This is a genomic window from Methylobacterium sp. P3_A11, assembly GCF_056403155.1.
The window spans coordinates 1-16,450 of the sequence record NZ_JBFUGA010000055.1 but is presented as its reverse complement, the minus strand read 5'-3'; the positions used below and the strand labels follow the sequence as shown (position 1 = coordinate 16,450).

At 70.8% G+C, this 16,450-nt stretch carries 17 protein-coding genes; 8 read left to right on the top strand and 9 right to left on the bottom strand.

Going from position 1 to position 16,450, the window contains the following annotated elements; translation table 11 throughout:
* Positions 1-7 precede the first annotated feature (7 nt).
* Together AC1DXK_RS17845 and AC1DXK_RS17840 are read left to right on the top strand one after the other, a co-directional pair.
* On the top strand, positions 8-289 hold the full coding sequence (locus AC1DXK_RS17845) for a DUF333 domain-containing protein (protein WP_457107939.1): 282 nt from the start codon (positions 8-10) through the stop codon (positions 287-289).
* Positions 290-459: 170 nt separating this feature from the next.
* A complete protein-coding gene (locus AC1DXK_RS17840; protein ID WP_457107940.1) occupies positions 460-2,019 on the top strand; it encodes a serine hydrolase in 1,560 nt (519 codons plus the stop codon).
* Positions 2,020-2,028: 9 nt separating this feature from the next.
* On the opposite strand, the gene AC1DXK_RS17835 is transcribed toward AC1DXK_RS17840, so the two are convergent.
* Positions 2,029-3,024, bottom strand: coding sequence for an NUDIX hydrolase (locus tag AC1DXK_RS17835; RefSeq protein ID WP_457107941.1), 996 nt, complete (start codon positions 3,022-3,024; stop codon positions 2,029-2,031).
* 183 nt (positions 3,025-3,207) lie between these two features.
* Here AC1DXK_RS17835 and thiE point away from each other — a divergent pair, with 183 nt between their 5' ends.
* From thiE to AC1DXK_RS17820, 3 genes are all read left to right on the top strand, one after another.
* Complete coding sequence (gene thiE, locus AC1DXK_RS17830) at positions 3,208-3,918, top strand: thiamine phosphate synthase (RefSeq protein ID WP_457107942.1); 711 nt, start codon at positions 3,208-3,210, stop codon at positions 3,916-3,918.
* On the top strand, positions 3,915-4,730 hold the full coding sequence (gene thiD, locus AC1DXK_RS17825) for a bifunctional hydroxymethylpyrimidine kinase/phosphomethylpyrimidine kinase (protein ID WP_457107943.1): 816 nt from the start codon (positions 3,915-3,917) through the stop codon (positions 4,728-4,730). The genes thiE and thiD overlap by 4 nt, the downstream gene beginning before the upstream one ends.
* 124 nt (positions 4,731-4,854) lie before the next feature.
* Positions 4,855-5,481 (top strand): helix-turn-helix domain-containing protein, encoded by a 627-nt coding sequence (locus tag AC1DXK_RS17820; RefSeq protein WP_457107944.1) that lies wholly within the window; start codon positions 4,855-4,857, stop codon positions 5,479-5,481.
* A gap of 6 nt (positions 5,482-5,487) precedes the next feature.
* Here AC1DXK_RS17820 and AC1DXK_RS17815 read toward each other — a convergent pair whose 3' ends face one another.
* The 7 genes from AC1DXK_RS17815 to AC1DXK_RS17785 form a co-directional block, all read right to left on the bottom strand.
* Positions 5,488-6,489 carry a helix-turn-helix domain-containing protein gene (locus tag AC1DXK_RS17815; RefSeq protein WP_457107945.1) on the bottom strand — a complete coding sequence of 334 codons (1,002 nt, stop codon included), beginning with the start codon at positions 6,487-6,489 and terminating at the stop codon, positions 5,488-5,490.
* 210 nt (positions 6,490-6,699) lie between these two features.
* Entirely contained in the window at positions 6,700-7,281 is a 582-nt protein-coding gene (locus AC1DXK_RS17810; protein WP_457107946.1) for an ABC-type transport auxiliary lipoprotein family protein, read from the bottom strand.
* A 121-nt stretch (positions 7,282-7,402) separates the two neighbouring features.
* Entirely contained in the window at positions 7,403-8,485 is a 1,083-nt protein-coding gene (locus AC1DXK_RS17805) for an MlaD family protein (RefSeq protein WP_457107947.1), read from the bottom strand.
* A gap of 119 nt (positions 8,486-8,604) precedes the next feature.
* Complete coding sequence (locus tag AC1DXK_RS17800; protein ID WP_457107948.1) at positions 8,605-9,390, bottom strand: ABC transporter ATP-binding protein; 786 nt, start codon at positions 9,388-9,390, stop codon at positions 8,605-8,607.
* Between the two features lie 9 nt (positions 9,391-9,399).
* Complete coding sequence (locus tag AC1DXK_RS17795) at positions 9,400-10,554, bottom strand: ABC transporter permease (protein WP_457107949.1); 1,155 nt, start codon at positions 10,552-10,554, stop codon at positions 9,400-9,402.
* A gap of 48 nt (positions 10,555-10,602) precedes the next feature.
* Complete coding sequence (locus tag AC1DXK_RS17790; protein WP_457107950.1) at positions 10,603-11,778, bottom strand: MFS transporter; 1,176 nt, start codon at positions 11,776-11,778, stop codon at positions 10,603-10,605.
* A gap of 495 nt (positions 11,779-12,273) precedes the next feature.
* Positions 12,274-12,849 (bottom strand): TetR/AcrR family transcriptional regulator, encoded by a 576-nt coding sequence (locus AC1DXK_RS17785; protein WP_457107951.1) that lies wholly within the window; start codon positions 12,847-12,849, stop codon positions 12,274-12,276.
* A 113-nt stretch (positions 12,850-12,962) separates the two neighbouring features.
* Here AC1DXK_RS17785 and AC1DXK_RS17780 point away from each other — a divergent pair, with 113 nt between their 5' ends.
* From AC1DXK_RS17780 to AC1DXK_RS17770, 3 genes are all read left to right on the top strand, one after another.
* Positions 12,963-13,661, top strand: coding sequence for a glutathione S-transferase family protein (locus AC1DXK_RS17780; protein WP_457107952.1), 699 nt, complete (start codon positions 12,963-12,965; stop codon positions 13,659-13,661).
* A 483-nt stretch (positions 13,662-14,144) separates the two neighbouring features.
* Positions 14,145-15,218: a hypothetical protein gene (locus AC1DXK_RS17775; protein WP_457107953.1), complete on the top strand. Its 1,074-nt coding sequence runs from the start codon at positions 14,145-14,147 to the stop codon at positions 15,216-15,218.
* Positions 15,219-15,294: 76 nt separating this feature from the next.
* Positions 15,295-15,735, top strand: a complete 441-nt coding sequence (locus AC1DXK_RS17770; protein ID WP_457107954.1) for a DUF1489 family protein — start codon at positions 15,295-15,297, stop codon at positions 15,733-15,735.
* Between the two features lie 198 nt (positions 15,736-15,933).
* Here the strand turns inward: AC1DXK_RS17770 and AC1DXK_RS17765 are convergent.
* Positions 15,934-16,450 (bottom strand): hypothetical protein (locus AC1DXK_RS17765; RefSeq protein WP_477298517.1); only part of this gene is annotated, 517 nt, incomplete at its 5' end.

Sequence of the window (16,450 nt, the reverse complement as noted above, 5' to 3'; positions counted from 1 at the left end):
GCGATCCATGAACCGTCCGATCGTGCCGTCGGGTGCTCGCGCCGCGGGCCTTGTCATTGCGGTCGCGGTGTGCGCCGCCATCGCCCCACCCGGACCGGCATACGCGCTGCAAAACCCCGCCTCCGCGTTCTGCGCGACGATGGGCGGACAGTCGGTCCCCGCGACACTGGCGGATGGGAGCGCGATCGGGCTCTGCGCCCTTCCGGGCAGGAAGATCGTCGAGGAATGGACACTGTACCGGATGCTCCGCGGCATGAAGCCGAGGCCTGACACCAACCCGTTCCGCTAGCCCAGCTCCGGCCGGGCGCATCCGAGCCGCGGGCGCTCGGTCCCTGTCGAGGATGCCGGGACGGCAGACGGGGCGCAGTCCGGGCCGGGCGCGGGCCGGCGTGATTGATTTCGCCGGTCGGACAGTGCCACTCTCGTCGCCCGAGCCCTTCCGGACGGGACCGAAGACTCATGCAGCGGGCTCGATCGCGTCGGCTCCTCGCCCGCACATGCCTCGCCCTCGCCGTGCTCACATCCGGGTCCGGGGCCGGATCTGCCCAGACGGTCACGCGGGCGCAGGTCGAGGCGCGGCTGCCGGCGCTCGAAGCGATGGCGCAGCAGGCCGTCGAGGCGGGGGCCGTGCCGGGCCTCGCGATTGCCGTCGTCCACGGCGACGAGACGCTCTTTCTGAAAGGCTTCGGCCTCAGGCAGGCCGGGACGCCCGACACCGTCGACCCCGACACGGTCTTCCAGATCGCGTCCCTGTCCAAGCCCGTGACCGCGACGATCGTGGCGGCCCTGGTAGGCGAGGGGGTCGTCGACTGGGAGTCACGCGTCGCGGATCTCGATCCCGCCTTCCAGCTGCACGAGCCCTATCCGACCGCGCAGGTCACCGTGCGCGATTTCCTCAGCCATCGCAGCGGGCTGCCGGGCATCGCGGGCGACGATCTGGAGGGGATCGGCTTCGGCCGCGACGCGATCCTGCGGCGGCTGCGCCTCGTGCCGCCGGCCTCCAGCTTCCGCGCGGGCTACGCCTACAGCAATTTCGGCTTCACCGAGGGCGCGGACGCCGCCGCGAAGCCCACCGGCCAGCCCTGGGAGACCGTGGCCCGGGAGAAGCTCTTCGACCCTCTGGGGATGAAAGCCACCGGCACGACCCATGCGGCGTTCCTGAGCCGGACCAACCGCGCGGCGCTCCACGTCCGGGCCGACGGCGTCTGGACCGCCGCGGTCGCGCGGAATCCCGACGCGCAGGCGCCCGCCGGCGGCGTCAGCGCGAGCATCCGCGACCTCGCCCAGTGGCTGCGGCTGGTGATCGGCAACGGCCGCTTCGCGGGACGGCAGCAGATCGCGGCAGAGGCGCTGGCGCAGACGCACGCGCCGCTCATGGCCCGCGGCCGCAGTCCCGTCACCGGCGGCGCCACGTTCTACGGGCTTGGCTGGACCATCGCGTACGACCGCCACGGCCTCGTCTGGGGTCATGCGGGCGCCTTCAGCGCCGGCGCGCAGACCCTCGTGTCGATCCATCCGGAGGCCGGCTTCGGCATCCTCGTCCTGACGAACGGCTTCCCGTCCGGCGTGCCGGAGGGGCTCGCCGACAGCTTCGCCGACCTCGTCTTCGACGGCCGGGTCGGCCAGGACTGGGTGAAGGCCTGGGGCGCGGCCTACGAGAGCCTGTTCGCGCCGGGCATCGCGGCCGACACGGCGGCCTACGGCGCGCCGCCGGCCCGGGCCTCGGCGCCCCTTGCCCTCGCGGCCTATACCGGGCGCTATGCCAACGCCTATGTCGGCGACGCCGTGGTCACGGAGGCGGACGGCGTGCTGACGCTGACGCTCGGACCCGACGGCGCGCGCCGCTACCCGCTTCGGCATTTCGACCGCGATCTCTTCCTGAGCTTTCCCGACGCGGAGACGCCCGGCCGGCCCTCCGCCATCCGCTTCGCCATCGGACGCGACGGCCGGGCCGCCGCCATGACGGTGGACGCGCTCGACGCGAACGGCCTCGGGACCCTGGCGCGACGGGCGGATTGATCCCGGTCGTCAGCCCACCCGCCGCGACGGCAGCCGCAACCCCGGGGCGGGCCGCTCCAGGAGAACCTCCCGGCGGAAGCGCACGAGCCGCGCCGGACGGCCGGCGGCGCCGCTGGTGACGCTCTCGGTCTCCTCCACCAGCCCCTGCTGCGCCACGAGACGCCGGAAATTCTGCTTGTGCAGCTGCGTCCCCGACAGGGCTTCGACGGTGCGCTGGAGCTGGAGCAGAGTGAATTCCGGCGGCATCAGCTCGAACACCACCGGGCGGTACTTGATCTTGCCGCGCAGGCGCCCGATCGCGGTGGCGAGCACCCGCCGGTGGTCGAAGGCCATGGGCACGCCGGTGGGGTCGTTCGGCAGCGCCGGGCCGGCATTGCCCCGCGCCTCCGGGATCAGCCCGGCCTCGAACAGCAATTCGTAGCGCTCCAGCACGCGCTCCTCGTTCCAGGTGCCGCCATTCATGCCGAAGGTCAGGCCGAGGCGGTCCAGGCGCCGCGTCCGGGTGGCGCAGTCCTCGGGCTCCTGCGCCCAGGCGGCGAGGCGCGCCGCGATGGCATCGAGCTGGCGCGGGCGCCCCTGCCGGAAATCCTCGTAGGGCAGGTAGCGGTACCAGTTCTGCCACGCGGCCTCGGCGAGCCCGGCCGGCCGCTCCTCGCGGACGAGCGCCAGGTAGGCCACCGAGAGAGAGTGCACCCCCGACAGGGTCGCCGTGCCCGAACGGTCGCGGTCGCCGAAGGTGTAGAGCTGCTCCACGTAGCCGAGGCGCTGGTGCGTCTGCCGTTCCACCCAGGCGCGCAGGCCCCGCTCGAGGGTGGCGTGCTCGGGGACGAGGGGACCGGCCGGCAGGCCGTCGCCGCGACCCGGCGCCTGGTCCGGGACGCGGATCGTCAGGGCGCGCGGCTCCCCCCTGGTCGCGGCGACGATCACCGCGACGAGGCCTACCGAGGAGCGCTCCGGCGGGGCCTGCACCCCGCGGGCGCCCGTCTGCGCCGCGGCACCATCCATCGTCCCTCGACCGCCTCGCCCGGGGCTGCGCCATAACGGATCCTCTATAGGGGTACAGCATCGCGGCTCGTCAACGCCGCCGTATGACGCCCCAACGCCAAGTTGCTTGCCAAGGCCGCAGGCGCTGCCCAAACAGGGCGGGCCGGCGCGGGGCCGGCGGGGGCGGATCGAGCGACGACAGCGATGCCAGCGAGCGCGACTTTCCCCGCGACCCGGGACCGGGCCGTCGACCTCCGACTCTACGGCCTGCTCGACGTCGGCGTCTGTGGCGCCGACGGCGCCCGGCTGGCGCAGCTCGGTGCGGAGGCGGTGGCGGGGGGCTGCACCCTGCTCCAGTACCGCGAGAAGGACATCCCCGATGCCCGCGCCGCCCTGGCGCGGATCCGGGCGATCCTGGACGCCGTGGGCGGCCGGGTGCCGGTCCTCGTCAACGACCGCGTCGACCTCGCCCTCGCTGCCGGGGCGGATGGGGTGCATCTCGGCCAGAGCGACCTCCACCCGGCCGATGCCCGCCGCCTCCTCGGGGAGGGCGCGATCATCGGCCTCACCCTCAAGAAGCCCGCCCAGGCGGACGAGCTGTACCGGCTCCCCGTCGACTACGCCTGCATCGGCGGCGTGTTCGCCACCACCAGCAAGGACAATCCCGACCCGCCGGTGGGTCTCGACGGGTTCGCCAGCATCGCCTTCCGCGCCCGACTCGCCCGCGGGGCCGGCCTGCCCCTCGGCGCCATCGCGGGGATCGGCCTCGACAACGCCGCCTCCGTGATCGCCGCGGGGGCGGACGGCGTCGCGGTGATCACCGCGCTGTTCGGCGCGGAGCCGGTGCGCCAGCGCGCCCGCGACCTGCGGGCGCGGATCGATGCCGCCCTGGCGGAACGGGCGGGCGCGCGATGAGCGCCCCTCCGCCCATCGCGGTGACGATCGCGGGCTCGGATTCCGGCGGCGGCGCCGGCATCCAGGCAGACCTGAAGACCTTCTCGGCGCTGGGCGTCTACGGCGCCAGCGTGATCACGGCCCTGACGGCGCAGAACACGAAGGGCGTCCAGGGCATCCACGACGTGCCGGCGGATTTCGTCGCCCGGCAGATCGACAGCGTGTTCTCCGACCTCGCGGTCGCGGCCGTGAAGATCGGCATGCTGTCCCGGCCGGCGGTGATCGCCGCGGTGGCCGAGGGCCTCGCACGCCACGCCGGGGCGATCCCGATCGTCCTCGATCCCGTGATGGTCGCCACCAGCGGCGACCGGCTGATCACCGACGACGCCGTGGCGACGCTCCGCGAGCGGCTTCTGCCGCGGGCGGACCTGATCACCCCCAACCTGCCGGAGGCGGCGGTGCTGCTCGGCGAGGCCGTCGCCGAAGACGCCGCGACGGTGGTGGCCCAGGCGCGGCGGCTCTTGGCGCTCGGTGCCCGGGCGGTCCTGATCAAGGGCGGCCACGGCGCCGGGCGCGAGAGCATCGACCATCTCGTCACGGCGGACGGAACCCTGCGGACTCTGGCGGCGCCGCGGATCGCGACGGCCAACACCCACGGCACCGGCTGCACGCTCTCGGCCGCGGTGGCGGCGGGGCTCGCCCACGGCCTGAACCTTCCGGAAGCGGTGGCGGACGCCAAGGATTACCTCACGGCCGCCCTCGCCGCGGCGGACCGCCTGTCGATCGGGACCGGGCACGGGCCGGTGCACCACTTCCACGCCGTCTGGCCGTAGACCGACCCGAAGCCGCTGCTTTCCGGTGCGGGAGGCACCCGTCGCCTTGCACCCGGGCAGCGATTGCGTTTGAAGAAGCGTACGATCGTTCGGATAACGGAACGGCGCAGGCGGACCGGTGACGATGCAGGATCAGGCGGAACGGCCCGAAAAGGCGCGCGGGCGCGACCTGCTGACCGGCGCGCAGGTGCTGTCCGGCCAGCTCGGCAAAACCATCCAGCGGTTGCGCAAGGCCTACAATCTCTCGCTCTCAGAACTGGCCGAGCAGTCGGGCGTAGCGAAGTCGATCATCAGTCAGATCGAGCGCAACGAGACCAACCCGACCCTGGCGACGATCTGGCGGCTCTCCCAGGCGCTCGACGTCTCCATCGAGCGGGTGCTGGCGGCGGGCGACGAGGAACCGTTCATCGAGAAGACCTCCCGGGCGGACACGCCGATCCTCGTCTCCGAGGACGGGAAGGTGCGGCTCGCGATCATCGGCTGGCTCAAGACGATCGAGTGGCTGCAATGGTACGAGGTCACCGCGGATTTCGGCGGCGTCCTCGATTCCGACCCGCATCAGCGCGGCTCGGTGGAGTCGCTGTCGGTCACCGAGGGGGCGTTCGAGGTCGAGATCGGCGGTGTCGTGCAGCGGGCGCGGGTCGGCGAGACCCTGCGCTACCGCTGCGACCGGCCCCACCTCGTGCGCTGCACCGACGGGCCAGCCCGCGCCACCATGGTGGTCATTCTGAAGGCCGCCGTGATGGAGTGAGCGGCCTCACGGGCGCGCGGCGCCCGGCGCGGTCGCCAGGAGGGCGCGCTTCGCCAGGAGGGCGCGCTCGCGGTAGTCCCGCGGGCTCAGGCCGTAGCGTGCCTTGAAGCGCCGGGAAAAATGCGGCTGGCTCGCGAAGCCGCAGCCGAAGGCCAGGATGCCGAGCGGCATGTGGAGCAGGCCCGGATCGGCCAAGCGCGTGGCCGCCACCTGCAGCCTGCGGCTCCAGATCCAGTCGGAGACGTGCTGGCCGCGTTCGTGGACAAGGTCCTGAAGCCGCCGCAGCGACACGCCGGCCGCCGCCGCCAGTCGGGTCGGGTCCAGGGCCGGGTCGTGGAGGTTGGCCTCGAGATAGGCCTTCGCGCTCTGGAGCGCGACGCTGCCTTGAGCCGATTGCGGCGTGCCCTGCGCGAGCCGCTCCGCGAGGCTGGCGACGACGAGGTCGAGCCCGGCCGCGACCATGCGCTCGGCCGCCTGCGGCGTCAGCCGATCGGCCTCGCTGAGCAGGCTCCCCAGGAACGACCGGGTCAAGGTCGCGATCGGCAGGTCGCCGCCCACGGTCACGCCGGCGAACCGACTGGCGGAGCCCAACTCGTCCTCGAGCCGCTCCCGCGGGATCCCGACAGCCAGGACCTCGCTGTAGCCGGTGTGTTCGATGGTCCAGGGGGCGTTCGCGTCGCGGATCGAGAAGTCGCCGATCCTGTCCGTGCCCGACCGATCGTATTGGTCGGCCCGCACGGAACCCGTGAGCACCGTGCTCAGGAAGAGATGATCGGTCTTGTTGTTCTCGTGCCGGAGCGTCCGCGGCGTTGTCACCGCACGCAGGTTGCGCAACGCGAACTTCGTGAACAGCAATCCGCCGATACTTGCCCCTTCGATCGTCGCGTCGAACGGTTCGTCGTTCGGACAGTTTTGGGCCATCGGGACGAGACGATCTTCGCAGACTTCTCGCCAAAGGCGAAACCGATCTTTCTCCACTATGCTTTGGGTTGAAAATATCGTCTGCATCACTGCAGAATTATGGGCGCGCCGGATGAGATCTGCAACCGCGGGTGTTCGATAGACGCATGCCCAACCGACGCGGCGCGCGGATCGATTTGTCGAGTCCGTGATGGTCGGCCATCGCCGCGAGTGCCGCAGCGGCCACGACGGATCGTCAGGCGGTGCAACCGGCCGGCGGCCTCGGCGGACGGGGCGCCCGAGAGCTGCGCCCAGTCCTCACCGTCCCGTATTCACCCAGCGCACCACGTCGGCGAGGACGGTCACCAGCGCCTGGTCGAGGGCGCGGGCGCCGCTGCCGGCGTCGATCTTCGACACCGGCACCCGCGCCGTGAAGATCCGGGCCGCGGCCACCTTGCCGGTGCCGTCGGCCACGAGCTTCAACGACAGGTCGACCACCGCCTCGCCGGTCGCCGCCTGGACGTCGAAGGCGCGGATTTCGCTGATCAGCTGATAGTCGGCGGCGATCTTGTCGCCCGGCCGGCTCACCGAGCGCAGCCGCCCGGAATTCTCGAGGCTCTGGATGATGCGCGTCTGGATCAGGCGCGGCAGCCGATCGGCCCACTGGCCGCCGCCCAGGAAGGCGAGGGCACCCCCGGGCTCGCGCACGATGATCCGGTCGGCCTCGAAGGGCTGGATCCCCACCGGCTCCGAGACCACGATCGAGCGCCCGGCCGCGATGGGCCGGCTGCTTGGGGGCAGGGCCGCGAGGTCGAAGGTGAGGGGCACCGCACCGCCGCCGCAGCCGCCCAGGGGGGCGGAGAGCAGCGCGGCGGCGAGGATGTGGGACGACCGGACCATACACATGACCTGAAGGACCCCGCCGACGGACGGCGGAGCTGTAAAAGCTATGCGGTTAAAACTAATCCGCTGCGGCGTCGGTGCCGTGCGCCGGGACACATCGGCCCGGCACTGCACGCTTTCAGCGACCACCGTTGTATTCGGGCAACGACGGCTTGCCGCCGAAGATCACCTGGCTCGGGTCCCGCTCCAGGCTGCGCACCGTGCGGTTGAGGGTGCTAAGGGTCCGCTGCCCATCCCCCGACAGGGCCTCCACCTCCCGGCGGCCGCTGCCGCTGAGGCGGCCGAAATTGGTCGTGATGCTCGCGGTGCGCTTGTCGAGGTTCTCCGACATGGTCCGGAACGCCTTGCCGGCGTCGCGCACCGAGACCGCCGCCGCGCGGATCTCCGCGAAGGTGCTGGAGCCCTCCTGGCCAGAGGCCGAACCCAGGAAGCCCTGGGCGCCGTTGAGCACCGCGTCGATCTTGTCGGCCGAGGCGTTGAGCTTGGCGGCGAGGGTGCGGGCATCGTGCAGACCGGCCTCGATGTCGGGGCTGGCCTTGGACAGGGCCGCGGAGAAGCGGTCGGCGTTGTCGACCACGCGGCCGAGCTTGGCGCCGTCCACCGCCTTGACCAGGGCGGAGATGTTGGGGCCGGCATCGGCCAGCGTCTTCGAGAAGGTCTCGACATTGGTGAGCGAGCGATTGATCGCCCCCTCGTTGGCGGAGACGAGCCGGTCGAGGCGGGCCATCATGTCGTCGGCCCGCTGCGCCACTTGGCGCGCCAGCGCCATCATGTCCTGCATGTCGGAGGAATCGGCGAAGATGGTCGGCGGCTCGCCGTTGGCCATCGGGGTCAGCACCGGCGCGTCGGCGTTGCCGCCCGACAGGGAGATCACCGAGACGCCGGTGAGCATCGCCGAGTCGAGGCGGGCGCGGGTGTCGGCCCGGAGCGGGGTCGCGGGGTCGACCTTGATCGTGGCGAGCACCCGGCGGGGATCCTGCGGGGCGAGGCGGATATCGGTGACCTCGCCGACCTTGATGCCGTTGAAGTTCACGCTCGAGCCGCGCGACAGCCCCCCGACCGAGCCGGAGAAAACGATGCGGACGATCTGGCTGACCTGCCGCGACGAGCCGCCGGAGAGCCACAGCACGGTGCCGAAGCCCGCCAGGATGACAGCGATGGTGAAGGCCCCGATGAGGGCGTAGTTCGCGCGGGTTTCCATGCGCTCAACCTGCGGTTCTGGCCGGCGGAGATCCGGCCGGGCCTGGAGCCCCGGCTCCCGGAAGGGAGCGGGGCGGGATCTGGGTGGGGCGGCGATCGGGCATCGAGGCAGGCATCGGGTCAGGCATGAGCCGAGGCGCCGCCCGTGGCGATGGTCCGGGCGCGCTTGCCGTGGAAGTAGGAACGCAGCCAGGGATGGTTGCTCGCCAGCATCTCGTCGATCGTGCCGGCGGCGATGATCTGGCCGTCGCCGAGCGCCGCGATGCGGTCGCAGGCGGTGTAGAGGCTGTCGAGGTCGTGGGTGACCATGAAGACGGTCAGCCCCAGCGTCTCCTTGAGGGTCGAGACGAGGTCGTCGAACTCGCCCGCGCCGATCGGGTCGAGGCCCGAGGTCGGCTCGTCGAGGAACAGGATCTCGGGATCGAGGGCGAGCGAGCGGGCGAGCGCCGCGCGCTTGATCATGCCGCCCGACAGTTCCGAGGGGAGCTTGTCGGCGGCGTCGGGCTTGAGGCCGACCATCTCGATCTTGAGCCGGGCGAACTCGTCGAGCAGGCGCTCGGACAGGTTCAGGTGCTCGCGCATGGGCACCTGGATATTCTGCTTCACGGTGAGCGCCGAGAACAGGGCGCCCTGCTGGAACAGCACGCCCCAGCGCTGCTCCATCCGCCGCCGCTCCGCGTAGGAGAGTTCGTCGACGTCGCGGCCGAACACCTCGATGGTCCCCGCGCGCTTGGGGTTGAGGCCCAGGATCGTCCGGGTGAGCACCGACTTGCCCTGGCCCGAGGGCCCGACGAAGCCCAGGATCTCGCCGGGGCGGATGTCGAGGCTCAGGCCCTTCAGGATGTTGCGGTCGCGGAAGCCGACCACGAGGTCGCGCACGCGGATGATCGGGGCGGGGGCGGTCATCGGAGCGCCTCAGAAGTCGATCGCGGCGAAGAACACCGCGAACAGGCCATCGAGGACGATGACCATGAAGATGGATTTCACCACCGACGCGGTGACGTGGCGGCCGAGCGATTCCGCCGAGCCCTCGACGGCGAAGCCCTCGATCGTGGCGATCACCCCGATGGTCAGCGCCATGAACGGCGCCTTGATCAGGCCGACCATGACGTGGTGAACGCCCACCGCCGCCTGGAGCCGGACCAGGAACTGGTCGAGGGTCAGGCCGCCGTAGAGCATCGCGGTGAGGCCCCCGCCGGCCAAAGCCGCGATGTCGCCGATCAGCGTCAGCATCGGCAGGCCGATCATCAGGGCGAGGACCCGGGGCACGATCAGGATCTCGACGGGGTCGAGGCCCATGACCCGGAGCGCGTCGACCTCCTCGCGCATCCGCATGGAGCCGATCTCGGCGGTGATCGCCGAGCCCGAGCGGCCCGCGACCATGATCGAGGTGAGCAGCACGCCCATCTCGCGCAGGATCAGCAGGCCGATCAGGTTGACCACGAAGGTCTGGGCGCCGAAGCGCTGGAGCTGGAAGATGCCCTGCTGAGCCACGATGCCGCCCACCAGGAACGAGATCAGCACGATGATCGGCGTGCCGTTGAGCGCCACCTGCTGGATCTGGTTGATCAGGGCGTTGCCGCGAAACGTGCCGGGCCGCAGGGCGACGCGGCCGCAGGCGGCGATCAGCTCGCCCAGGAAGGCGAGGGCGGTGACGAATTCGTGGCCGCCCTGCACGGTCCGGCGCCCGGTGGCGTCGAGCAGGCCGACGACCGGTCCGTGGCGCCGGGGCGGCGGGGCGTCCGGATCGCGCAGGCGAACCTCGCCCAGCAGGGTGCGGTGTTCCGGCCGCGCGTTGAGATAGGTGAGGGTGCCGCCCGCCTGCTCGATCTCGGCGCGGGTCCGCTCCAGCACCCAGGCGCCGAGGGTGTCGAGGCGCTCGATGCCCGACAGGTCGACCGCCACCGGCCCGGCGCGGCCGGCCGCCGCGATGCCGGCGGCCGCAGCCTCGACGGTGGGGGCCTGGTCGGCGGTCCAGCGGCCGTCGAGCGCCAGACGGCCGTCGGCCGACCGCTCCCGCAGCGCGGCGCCGGCCAAGGCGCCGGGAACAGTGCCCTCGCTCAGCAACACCCATACTCCTCGATCGAGGCACCACCCTGCCCGGCGGTTATGACGACATTACGGTTGACGATCCGTGTCCGACGTCACCGACGGCGCGTGGCGGGAGGCCAGGGCGAGGCCCAGCCCCGCGGCGGCGAGCGGCGCCATCAGCAGGAAGGCGAGGGGTCCCCCGGCCCGGTAGGCGAGGCCGCTCCCCAGGGTCGCGACCACCGAGATCCCGGCATTGACGGCGCTGAGCGTGCCCTGAGCCCGGCCCCGGGCGCCGTCGGGGGCATAGGCCGAAACCGCCGCCATGGCACCGAGCTGCGTCGCCCCGAAGGTCAGGCCGTGGAGGCACTGGAGCGGCACCAGCGCCGCGAGGTGGTCGCCGAGGAGGAACAGGCCGATCGCCCGCAGGATCGCCGCGACGGCGCCGGCGCCGAGGAGCCGCACCGGGCTGCGCCAGGCGGCGGGCAGGGCCGGCAGGCCGGCGAACAGCGCGATCTCGGCCAGCACCCCGGTCGCCCAGAGTGCGCCGACCCAGGCCGCCGGGATCCCCTGGCTCGTCCAGTAGATGCTGCCGAACCCGTAGATCGCCCCGTGGCTCGCCTGGATCGCGGCCGCCGCGCCGATGCACAACCACAGCTTCGGCGGAAGCCGCTTCCGGACGGTGCCGTCCGCCGCCTGCGGCAGCGCCGCCACCGCGCGGCTGCGCCACGCCACGAGGGCCGCCCCCAGGGCGAGGCCGGTGAGCAGCAGCGGCACGGCCAGCCGCCCGCCGAGCGTCGAGAGAAGAGCCCCGCCCGCGAGGTTGGCGAGGAGGAAGGCGACCGAGCCCGCCATCCGGATCCGCGAATAGGCGAGGCGGGAATCGTGGCGGACGGCCGCGAGGGTGAGGTAGTCGATGCAGGGCACCAGCGGCGCGCCGGCGACGGCGTTGAGCACGATCAGCCCGGCGAGGATCGGCCACGCGATCCCCGCGGCGGCGGGCATCAGCGCGTAGGTCAGGCTGAGCGCGAGGCTGCCGAGCAGGATCAGCCGCCGGGGGCCGAGGCCGCGGTCGAGGAGGCCCATCAGCGGCGCCGTGGCGGCGATCCGGGTGGCGATCGGCAGGGCGAGGAGGACCCCGATCACCCCGGCATCGAGACCGAGGGCGTCGAGCCAGAGCGGCATGAACGGCATCGCGATGCCGATCTCGGTGAACACCACGGCGTAGAGCAGCGACAGGCGCGCCGGGCCGGACGGGCGGGGCAAGGCGGGTCTCGACGGGAGGGGCGGGGGCGGAGGCCGTCCGTAAGCACCTGTCGATAAGGGGGTGTCAAGGCCTTGAAAACATTCGCTCTCGTTCCCCCGCGTTCTCAAACTCGGTAGCGAATGTGAAGCCAAGCAGGTCAGACAACAAAAACCCTATGGCAGATCGTGCTGATCTGCTTCGTAGGTTTGCACAACCTAGAATAATCAATGGCGATGGCAAGCGGTGACAGACTTAGTGCACCGCGCGGTGCGGTTGCCTTCGATCAGGTGACCCAAATTTGGCGCATGGTACCCGCGGCGGAGCGTTGCTGCCGACCCTTCGCAGCCCCTCGGAATGTCCGCTTCCGGGCAACTCGGCTGACCGTCGCCTGCGACCGGGATGGGTGGAATATAGCCGGTCTGCTTCTGGGTAAGACAGGCGCTGAACCGGTCGTCCGGCGTGGATCAGATTTGGCGAAGGCAACCAAACTCGAAACTGCCGGATACGAAGTTCGACTATTTTGGGAGTAATCCCATTCGTTGGTAGCTTTCGATCAAATCGTCGAACAATTTCACGTTTGAACGGCTTCGCGCGATGATCTGAGCCCCGGCGACAGCAGCATAAATGGCGCGGGCCCTCAACTCACCCTCGGCTGGCGAGGCGAGTTTGGCGGCGATCAAGTGTTCGCATAGCCAAGCGGTGTTCACGTCGGCGAAAGTTTGCACCTCCTTCAACACTGGCTCGGGCAACTCGTCATGTTCCGTCGCCATGAAGCTGCTCAGACACATGCGATTGTCGCGCTCCAGGGATAGCCGGAAGATGCTCGGGTATCGCTGCAACGCTTCGGTTGGGCTTCGGGCATTCGTCGAGATGGCTTCGAGGTCGCGGGCGATGTCTTCCCAGTAGCGTCGTGCGACCGCCTCGCCGAGGATAGCTTTGGTGGCGAAGTGGTAGTTGATGCTGGCAGCCTTGATGCCGACGGTTTCCGCGAGGTCGCGGAAGTTGAGGCCGCCGTAGCCATAGGCCATCGCCGCCTCCTTGGCGGCCACAAGGATGGCCTCCCTCACATTCCCCTTTGACGTCGCTGCCATGTCCAACCTCTATCTGTCATATGGCAGGCAGGGGTTGACGGCGCAAGATCTTGGACATAGCTTACAGCCTGTCATCTGACAGACAGACTGATTGCTTCGAAAGCGAGAAGACGATGTCCGACAAGCTCAAGCTCTTTACCTCCCCCTCGGCCTTCCCCAACCCGCAGCGCCTGCGGATTTTCATGCACGAAAAGGGCATCGCTGATCGCTTCGACGAGACGATCTACGATATGTCGCCGGTTGGCGAGCAGCGGGGTTGGAAGCACCTGAAGATGAACGCCTGGGGCGAGACACCGACCCTTGCACTCACCGATGGTTCTTACCTCAGCGAGACCTCCGCCATCGCTCGCTATCTCGACGACACGTTCGAGGGCCGCAAGATTATGGGGGCGACGGCGCATGAGCGCGGTCTCGATCAGATGTGGGACAGCCGGGTGTGGGTGCACATCCTCTACCCGATCGTCACCGCCTTCCACGTTCTGCGCCAGGGATTGGGCCCGAAGCTCGAACTGACCAGCAACCCAGCCTGGGGCGAGCATTCACGTAAGGTGGCGCTGGCGCATGCCGGTCTCGTCGACCAGCATCTGGCGGATGGCCGCGATTGGCTGCTGGATGGCGATCAGCCGACGTTCTCCGACATAACGCTGGCGACGGCGATTGCGTTTTCCAAGTTTCCCGTCAACGCCACTCCGCTCGATGAGCGGTTCGAACATCTCGATGCCTTCTGGCGGCGCTGGCAGGCTCGACCGACCTTCATCGCCGCGTATGCTGACCGTAACAGCGGTGTGCCGGAGATCGACAATCGCACATGAGCGTTCGGCGGTCGGGCTGGCAACCGCCCGACCGCAATTCCGCTTTCACAGACCTTGAGCGGAGATCTGCGATGGCCGCTTTGGAGAAGCGCCGACGGCGGTCCAGTCGGCTGGGTTGGGTCGACAGCGGGACGTCTGCTTTGAGGCGAACGGCTAAGGTCTGCTTGCCACCCGCTGCAGACCCGCGAGTGGGTACCGAGCGTCAAATTCGGACCACCAGCTCAGGTCAAGCAATCCGCGCAGCTGCAGTATGCAGATAGGGGTCACTGACCGGTCGCCATACCTTATATGAACGCAGCGCGGCGACAATTTTCCGAACCCGTCGTCAACGATTTCAGGCCCGGCCCTTCGTTCGCGAGGATCGAATGGTAAATTGATCAATAATTTAGCGTTTAGCGCCCGTTAAAGGGACTCTGTCAAATTGTCGGGATCGGGCGCACCCGGGCGGGCCGCCGCGCCCGCCGCCAGCGTCCGGAGAGGCCCATGTTCGGTTCCGTCATCCCGAGCGCGAATGCGTCGGCCGAGTACGAGGCGATCGAGGCGACCATCGGCGCGAGCGAGCGCGGCCGCTGGTTCCTCGCCGAGTACGCCCGGCGCAACCGGGGCGCCGAGACCGAGGTGCTGCTCGGGGCGATCGCCCGGCTGGAGCGGAGCGTCACCGCGGACCGCGGGCAGGAGGCCTTCGGTCACCTGCGCGGCAACCTCCTCGACATGGCCGACGCGATCAGCCGGACCAAGGGCGAGATCGCGGCGATCAGCGCCGCGAACAGCGAGGAGACCCGCCTGACCCAGGCCTCCCTCGCCCTGGACGCCATCGTGCGCGAGACCGAGCAGGCGACCTCCGACATCCTCGGGGCCGCCGAAGCGATCCAGGAGGCGGCCTGGACCCTGCGCGAACGCGGGGCCGACGCACAGGCCTGCGACGCCCTCGATCGCCACGCCACCGCGATCTACACGGCCTGCTCCTTTCAGGACCTGACCGCGCAGCGCACGGCCCGGATCGTCTACACGCTCCGCTACCTGGAGGACCGGGTCTCGGCGATGATCGCGATCTGGGGCGAGGAGGCGGTGCGGGTGCCGCCGCATCGGGGCGCCCGGCCGGCCGGCGAGCCGTCCGACCTGAACCAGAGCGACATCGACCGCTACATCGCCATGGACGTGCCGGCCGTCACGGCGGCCGCCCTCGTGGCTCGCCCCGGCAGCCCGGCGCTCCACGAGGATCTGGTGTTCCTGCCGGTCTCGGACGCGGCGGACGCGGCCGCCGAGGCAGCGACCGGGGCGGAGCCGGCCGTGGGCATCCTCAAGGAGCCGGCCGTCGAACCGGTCCTGAAGACGGCCCCGGAGATCCCCTCGGAGACCGAGGGGGACGCCGACGGGGGTTCCGCCGGGACGCGGCCCGTCGCCGACGCCGCCTTCGGCGAGTCGGCGATCGACCTCGCCTGGGACGACGCCGTCGCGACGCCCCCCGAGCCCGCCCTGCCGCCGGAGGAGCCGGTCATGAGCTTCGCAGAGATCGACGCCCTGACGCCGGAGCAGCGGCTGGCGCTGTTCGCCTGACGGGTCGCCCGGCAGGCGCGTCCGGGTCCGGACCCTGCTATCAGGGGCGCCCCGACAATCCCGAGACTGCGCGACCGTGGCCCTGCACCTGATCAAGCTCTGCGTCGGCCCCGCCACCATCGCCGATCTCGAAGCGCGGCAGGCCCGGTTCCGGGACGAGGCGCAGCGGGAGGGCCGGCCGGCGGACCCGTTCCACGTCACCCGGACCCTGCCCAAGCGCCACCGGGAGATCACCGGACGCGGCTCGATCTACTGGGTGATCCGTGGGACCCTGTCCTGCCGGCAGGCGATCACCGCGATCGAGCCGTTGACCGGTGCGGACGGCATCCCGCGCTGCCGCCTGGTCTTCGATCCGCGCCTCGTCCCGGTGGCGCCCCGACCCTGCCGGCCGTTCCAGGGCTGGCGCTACCTCACGGCGCGTGACGCGCCGGCCGATCTCGGAGCCGAGGCCTCGGGGGACCTCGCGGAGATGCCCGAGGCCCTGCGGCGCGAGCTGGTCGGTCTCGGCCTGCTGTGACCTTCGGCCCGCCCTGACCGAGGCTCTCCGCTCTGCGCCTGGGATCCCGAGGTGCCAGAGCGTGGCGGGGACCTCGCAGGAGCCGCCCTGCGGCACACGCCGAAGAGCCGGCCCGTCAGGCCGAGGGGGAGGGCGGGGCGCGGTTCGTCGTCCGTCCGTGCCCTGCCGGAACCGGTCTCGGCCCCGGCGGGATCCGCCCTACGCCCCGTCGAAGCGTCCGCTGGCATGGGCCAGCATCGTGTAGACCTTGCCGGTCTCGGAGGTGAGATAGGCGTCGGTCCGCTTGGCGTCGCTGTCGTTCTTGATCACGTCGCCGAGCAGACGCTCGAACTCGCTGACGTAGCGGTCGACGCTGCGGCGGAACTCCGCATCCGACCGGTACCGGCGCTGGATCTCCGCGAAGGTCGCCCGACCCTGCGGCGTGTAGATCCGCGGGTCGAACAGGTTGGGCTCGCCGCGGCGGTACCGCTCCCAGAGGTCGACCGCGGTCCGATGCTCGATCATCTTGGCGATGTCGGTCGAGATCGTGTCGAGGGCGATCCGTCCGGTCTCGGCGGCCGCCACCGCGGGCCGCCGGGCCGGCTGTGCGGGCGCTGGCGCGTCGGTGGCCGGCACCTCCTCGTCGTCGTCCAGCGAGGCGCGGGTCAGCAGGTCGGACAGCCAGCCGCGCTTGTCGCCGGCCTGCGCCGGACGGGCGGTCGCGGAGGGACGCGGC